Here is a 243-nt window from a genome sequence, read left to right on the forward strand (position 1 = left end):
ATTCGTGCGCCTGCAAGGCTGGGCCAATCGCTGGGTCGCCGCCTTAGCCGTTCTGTTTGGCTGGGTCACGCTGACCGCAGGCATCCAGTATGTGCTACGCACGGCCGGGCAAAAGAGTGCTGCGCTTCAGATTCCCATAGAAGCGCTTTATCTTTGTGTGCCGGTCTGTGGCACGCTTTTCATTCTGCACGGGGCAGCCCTGCTTCTTGTGCAACCGAATCCCGCCGAGGCAACCGCATGAGT

Annotated in this window: 1 protein-coding gene; it reads left to right on the forward strand. The window is 59.7% G+C overall.

Annotated features, from left to right (window positions below; all coding sequences use genetic code 11):
• A partial coding sequence (locus tag ABMC89_RS19020) for a TRAP transporter small permease subunit (protein ID WP_439655681.1) occupies window positions 1–241 on the forward strand: 241 nt, incomplete at its 5' end.
• Between the last annotated feature and the right edge of the window lie 2 nt (window positions 242–243).

The organism is Sulfitobacter sp. HNIBRBA3233 (assembly GCF_040149665.1).
Classification (GTDB): Bacteria; Pseudomonadota; Alphaproteobacteria; order Rhodobacterales; family Rhodobacteraceae; genus Sulfitobacter; species Sulfitobacter marinivivus.